This window comes from Clostridium sp., assembly GCF_016650095.1.
GTDB lineage: Bacteria > Bacillota > Clostridia > Clostridiales > Clostridiaceae > Clostridium_AD.
Genome location: NZ_JAENWL010000204.1, coordinates 1 through 6,671 on the forward strand (window position 1 = coordinate 1; position 6,671 = coordinate 6,671).

Below are 6,671 nucleotides of genomic sequence, written 5' to 3' on the forward strand. Positions count from 1 at the left end.
CTAGATGAGAGTATAGATGATAATGCCATTATTAATGTAGATAGCGATGTAGCTGCTGCTATGAAAGCAGTAGAACTTATACGTGATAATAAAGCAGACTTTATAATGAAGGGGAAAATTCAGACTGCAGATCTTTTAAGGGCAGTGGTTAACAAGGAAAAGGGACTCAGAACAGGAAGCGTTATGTCCCATGTTGCTATATTTGAAGTGCCAACGTATCACAAGTTACTTGCAGTTACAGACGGTGGAATGATGATGTACCCTAATCTAAATGATAAAAAACAAATCATTGAGAATGCAGTTGATGCATTTATAGCTATGGGGTATGAAAAACCAAAGGTTGCAGTTCTTACTGCGGTAGAGGGAGTAAATCCAAAAATGCCGGAAACTGTTGAGGCGGATATGTTAAAGAAAATGAGTACTTGCGGAGAGATTAAAAATTGTATTATAGAAGGACCTATATCCTATGATTTAGTTATGAGTAAGGAATCTGCAAAAATAAAGGGTTTTGATAGTCCTGTTACAGAAGATACTGATATTTTAGTGGTTCCTAATATCACAACAGGGAATATACTAGGAAAATCACTAATTTTCTCTGCTGGGGCGAAAATGGCAGGCTTTATAGTTGGAGCAAAAGTGCCTATTGTTTTGACTTCACGAGGGGCCACAGCTGAAGAAAAATATTTATCGTTAGTATTATCAGCAGCCGCAGTTAAGTAAAAATATAAAAAAATATTATTGTAAGCAAAAGAAAAAGGAGTGACAATATGAAAAAATTATTAACAGGAAATGAAGCTATTGCTCGTGGAGCATATGAAGCAGGGGTAAGATTTGCATCAGCATATCCAGGAACACCTAGTACTGAAATATTAGAAAATATTGCATTATATAAAGATGATATTTTAGCCGAGTGGGCTACAAATGAAAAGGTTGCTGTAGAAGCAGTAATTGGAGCGGGGTTTGCGGGGGCTAGATCAATAGCTGCAATGAAGCACGTCGGTCTTAACGTTGCCGCAGATCCACTTTTTACAAGTTCTTATACAGGAATTAACGGTGGAGTTGTTATAGTTTCTGGAGATGAACCAGGAATGCATTCATCACAGAACGAACAAGATAACAGAAACTATGCAAGATTTGCTAAAATACCAATGTTTGAGCCATCTGACAGTCAAGAAGCAAAAGATATGATTAAAGATGCTTTTGAAATCAGTGAAAAATATGATAGTCCAGTACTTTTTAGAATTACTACAAGGATTTGTCATTCTAAGGGCATAGTTGAATGTGAAGACAGATGTGAAGTTGAAATTAAGGAATATGTTAAAGATGTGAGAAAGTATATGCCTGTGCCAGCTCATTCAACAATTATGCGAACAAAAGTAGAAGAAAGACTAAATAGATTGGAAGAGTTCTCAAACAATACACCTTTAAACTATATGGAATTAAATGATAGCGTATCGCAAGATAATGGATCGAAAGATACAAAAATTGGTGTAGTAGCGTCTGGATGTAGTTACAAATTTGCAAAAGAGGTTTTTGGTGATAATGCTTCTTATTTGAAACTTGGGTTCACAAATCCGCTTCCGAAAGCAATGATGAGTGAGTTTGCATCGAAAGTCGATAAGATCTATGTGATAGAAGAGAATGATCCAATAATTGAAAATGAACTTAAAATACTTGGAATAGAATGCTTCGGGAAAAATACATTCCCAAGCATTGGAGAACTTACTCCAGATGTAATTAGAAAATCAGTTTATGGTAAGAGCATGGAAACTATAGAATATGATGAGTGCAAAGTTGTTTCAAGACCACCAACACTATGTGCAGGGTGTCCTCACAGAGGCTTTTTCTATGAAATTGGGAAGAGAAAAAACGCTGTAATTTCTGGTGATATAGGATGTTATTCGCTAGGTTACGCTGAGCCTTATAATGCTATGGATTGGTCAATATGTATGGGCGCTAGTATTAGCATGGGACATGGTGCACAACAAGTATTTAATATGAAAAAGGACAATGAAACCAGAGTAGTATCAGTACTTGGTGACTCTACATTTTTCCATACTGGAATTAACTCATTATTAGATGTGGTTTATAACAAAGGTAATTCTATAAACATAATCTTAGATAATAGAGTTACGGGTATGACAGGACATCAACAAAATCCAGGTACAGGATATACACTTCAAGGCTTAGAAACAGAAATTGTAGATATAGAAGCACTTGTAAAAGCTTGTGGAATTAAGAATGTAAGAGTAATAAATCCAAATGACTTAAAAGAAATGAAAGAAACTATAGATTGGGCTTACGCGTTAAATGAAGCATCAGTGATTATTACTAGATGGCCCTGCGTATTAAAAAAATTCTCGAAGGAAGATAAAGAAGAATTTCAGGGTGCTTTTAAGGAAAAATTTGAGGTTGACGTGGAGAAATGTATAGGATGTAAAAAATGTCTTAAAGTTGGATGTCCAGCAATATCCTTTGATAAAATAACGAAAAAATCTAGCATAGATAAGGTTCTATGTGTTGGTTGCAGCGTTTGCGAGCAAGTATGCCCAGTGAAAGCAATTGCAAAGGAGGTAAAATAATATGACAAAAAATATAATGTTAGTTGGAGTAGGTGGCCAAGGTACTATTCTTGCTAGTAAGCTTTTGACAACGGGCTTAATGGAAGCAGGATACGATGTTAAAATGAGCGAAATACATGGAATGTCTCAAAGAGGGGGATCTGTTTCGTCCCAGGTTAGATATGGCGAGGATGTACAATCTCCTGTAATTGAAATTGGTGGAGCTGATATATTAGTTTCCTTTGAGAAAATGGAAGCCATGAGATGGCTTAAGTATTTAAAACCGGATGGAAAGATTGTAGTTAACGATTATGAAATAGACTCCATGCCAATTCTTTCTGGGAAATTTGATTACCCGTCAGGAATTGTTGAAGAACTGAGTGGCAAAGTGCAGACAACAATAGTAGATGCTGCAAAACATGCTAAAGAGCTTGGAAATTCAAAGGTTATGAATGTCATACTGCTAGGAACTCTAATTAAGGCAATGGGACTCGAAGATATAAATTGGAATAAAATAATAAAAGAAAATGTTAAACCAAAATTTGTTGAGCTCAACTTAAAGGCTATTGAAGTTGGAATGAGCCTCGCATGAAAAAAGGAGATCTTTTATGGGTGGGTGTGCTATTAATTTGGGTACTTATCTTAGTAGTTCCAGCAACGAGAGAAGTATTTATTGGGGCTACTGATTCGCATCCATATATAGGAGGGTTTATTAAGTTTGGAATATTAGCCACAATGGGAGATCTACTTGGAGCAAGAATTTTAAAAGGTGATTGGGTTATTCCGAAGGGGATTATTTATAAAGTTCTTGTTTGGGGAGTAATAGGGTTAATGATTACCCTTGTATTTACAGTATACATGGGTGGAGTAGCAGTTGCGCAAGCATCTGCTAAACTTCCATTTGAAGGATCAGTACTTGCACAAGCATTTTTCGGAAGTGCGATTATGAATCTTACTTTTGGACCAATGATGATGTTATTCCATAGATTTGCAGAAATGTATATAAGCATGAGGTATGAGAAAAATGGTGGCAAAGTTACAATGAGTGAGATAATAGATAAAAACGATTGGCATTCACTAGTGGAATTTAGTTGGATTAAAACATGTCCTTTTTTCTGGATACCTGCTCACACGGTAGTATTTATGTTGCCGGGACAGTACAGAGTTATTGTATCAGCGTTCCTATCTATAGCTCTAGGCGTGTTACTTACAATTGCTAAAAAAGGAAAGTCAGCTCAGGTATTAAAAAGCGTGTAGAATTTAGTAAATCCAAAGTATATAGAAAGGAGCATAAAAATGATATCTAATAAAATGAAAGATTTGGTGGCTAATAGTTCTATAATAAGAGCTATGTTTGAGGAAGGCAAAAGATTATCTGGTATTTATGGTGAAGAGAATGTTTTTGATTACAGCTTGGGTAATCCCAATGTTGCACCTCCTGAGAATATTAAAATTGAAATTAATAAAGTATTAAATGAAACTGTTCCTGGACTTGTACATGGGTATATGAATAATTCTGGATATGAAGATGTAAGAACTAAAATAGCTGAATTTTTAAATAAAAAACATGATATAAATATTTCATGCAGTAACATAGTTATGACCTGTGGTGCAGCTGGAGGATTAAATATTTTGCTCAAAACATTACTTAACCCTGATGATGAAGTTATTGTTTTCGCACCATTTTTTGGTGAATACAGAAATTATGTAAATAACTTTGATGGGAAACTTGTAGTGGGTTCTACGGATATTGATACTTTTGAACCTGATGTGCAGGTTTTAAAAGATGTAATAAATAGTAAAACAAAAGCAATTATTATCAATTCACCAAACAATCCAACAGGCATTGTATATTCAGAAAAGATTATTCAAGATTTATCAAAATTGCTTAATGAAAAAGAAGAAGAACTAGGCACAAGCATATATCTAATATCTGATGAGCCATATAGGGAAATAGTTTATGATAATGTTTTCGTTCCATATATTTTAAAATACTACAAAAATTCATTTATTGGATATTCTTATAGTAAATCATTGTCACTTCCTGGGGAGAGAATAGGATATGTAGTTGCAAATACAAATATGGATTCATTTGATGATATAATGAAGTCATTAAATGTGGCCAACAGGATTTTAGGTTTTGTAAATGCACCATCACTTTTCCAACGGGTTATCGGAAATTGCCTAGATTCTGAAATTGATGTCAGTATATATAAGCGAAACAGAGATCTTTTATACAACTATCTTATAAAACTAGGGTTTACTTGTGTAAAACCACAAGGTGCATTTTATTTATTTATGAGAACGCCAATAGCAGATGATAAAAAATTCTGCGAGGATGCAAAACAATTCAACTTATTGTTAGTAGCAGGATCTGCATTTGGATGCCCAGGGCATGCAAGGTTATCTTATTGCATAGCTTATGATAAAATACAAAATTCATTATTAGCTTTTGATAAATTAGCTAAATTATATGAGATTAATTAAACTAATAACATGCTAAAGTAGAATTATCAAAAAGATTATATAGGTGCTCTTAGGGAGTAATAGGTCCATCGTTATGGTCTCTATTACTACAAGAGCACCTTCTTTTTTAGATTATGCAAATTTTCTCCATAGCATATAAAATGCTTAAAAGTTTTGTTCAAATAGATAAGGAAAAACATATAAATATAATATAAAACATGGTAATATATACAAATGGGAGACACGCAAAAAATCAATTCCATGATATATATTTAAAACAAGGACATTTTAAATTTTTACGAGAAGGAGTAATAGGATATGAATATACTGGATTGGGTAATTAATCGATCCTATGCTATGTGTTCTGATTTCTTTTATAATAAGTTTGTTAAGGACACAATCAAAGCAGGGGACGTTAATCGTGCCATATTAAATGAAATTCTAAAAAATAATTCAAAGACAGTTTATGGACGCTTATATGAGTTTGAAGTCATACGTAGATCCTCGGATTACAAGCGTGTTGTGCCATTAACGAGTTATTCCGACTACGAAAACTATATTGATGAAATTGCCGCAGGTCTTGAAAATGTACTAACATCTGATGATGTTAAGTATTTTGGATTAAGTTCGGGTACTACAGGGAAACAAAAACGCATTCCCACCACTGCAAAAACAAGGAAGATTACTAATATGAGTATGATGTTTCTTCAACATGGGGCACTTTCTAATGCTCTCCCTGCTGCAAGGACGGGTGGCAAGGGTTTGCTTCTTATGAATATGTTGCAATCAGGGAATACTCCAGTGGGAATTCCCTTCGGTTCAGGGACCTCAGGTGGGGTACAATCCATGAAAAAGATGCTTCACTATTTTTGGACATCTCCAATTGAAGTCCTTGCTATCAAAAATCAGCAAGATGCTAATTATTTACATTTGTTGTTTGCGTTGAAAGAGCGGAACTTGGCGTATATGATGTCTCCTTTTCCCTCTGGGATTGTACAACTTTTTGGAGTGTTAGAAGAACAGTGGTTGGAAATTATTGATGACCTCGCCAAAGGAATAGTCTCGCCCCGCTTGAACTTGGATTTTGGAGTAAGGGACAAGCTAAAAGAGCGCTTAAAGCCTGATCCTGTCCGGGCATTGGAGCTAGAGAAGGAATTGAGCAAAGGAATGCAAGGGATTGCCCAAAGGGTGTGGCCGAAGATGGTCAATATTTCTTGCGTGGTTGGTGGAAGTTTTGGCATTTACCTAGATAGATTGCGGTATTATATTGGGGATTTGCCTATTTTTTCAGCTATGTATGGAGCGACAGAGGCATTAATAGGAATAGCTACTAACGTAAATGATGTAAGTTATGTCGTTACACCTCGGTCAGCTTATTTTGAATTTATTTCTCTTTCGGAATCTAATAATCCGAGTCCAACAACCTTTGATTTAGATGAGCTAAACGTCGGAGAGATGTATGAGGTCGTCATCACGAACTACTCTGGTTTTTACAGGTATCGGATGGGGGATGTGATAAAAGTCGTTGGTCATTCAAACCAAAGTCCTGTAATTGAGTTCATGTATCGCAAAGGACAACTCCTTAACATAGCGGGGGAGAAGACCTCAGAACAGGCAGTGCGGTACGCCCTTGAGTCTACTACC

6 protein-coding genes are annotated in these 6,671 nt (G+C 35.4%); all 6 read left to right on the top strand.

Going from position 1 to position 6,671, the window contains the following annotated elements; all coding sequences use genetic code 11:
- Positions 1-720 (top strand): phosphate acyltransferase (locus JJE11_RS12070; RefSeq protein WP_291635939.1); only part of this gene is annotated, 720 nt, incomplete at its 5' end.
- A 47-nt stretch (positions 721-767) separates the two neighbouring features.
- The gene (gene iorA / locus JJE11_RS12075; protein WP_291635941.1) at positions 768-2,582 is read left to right on the top strand and encodes an indolepyruvate ferredoxin oxidoreductase subunit alpha; all 1,815 of its coding nucleotides are present in this window, start codon (positions 768-770) and stop codon (positions 2,580-2,582) included.
- 1 nt (position 2,583) lies between these two features.
- Positions 2,584-3,153, top strand: coding sequence for an indolepyruvate oxidoreductase subunit beta (locus JJE11_RS12080; protein ID WP_291635943.1), 570 nt, complete (start codon positions 2,584-2,586; stop codon positions 3,151-3,153).
- Positions 3,150-3,818 (top strand): hypothetical protein, encoded by a 669-nt coding sequence (locus tag JJE11_RS12085; RefSeq protein ID WP_291635945.1) that lies wholly within the window; start codon positions 3,150-3,152, stop codon positions 3,816-3,818. Before JJE11_RS12080 ends, JJE11_RS12085 begins: the two co-directional genes overlap by 4 nt.
- Before the next feature lie 39 nt (positions 3,819-3,857).
- Positions 3,858-5,048, top strand: a complete 1,191-nt coding sequence (locus JJE11_RS12090; protein ID WP_291635947.1) for a pyridoxal phosphate-dependent aminotransferase — start codon at positions 3,858-3,860, stop codon at positions 5,046-5,048.
- 297 nt (positions 5,049-5,345) lie between these two features.
- Positions 5,346-6,671 (top strand): GH3 auxin-responsive promoter family protein (locus JJE11_RS12095; RefSeq protein ID WP_291635948.1); only part of this gene is annotated, 1,326 nt, incomplete at its 3' end.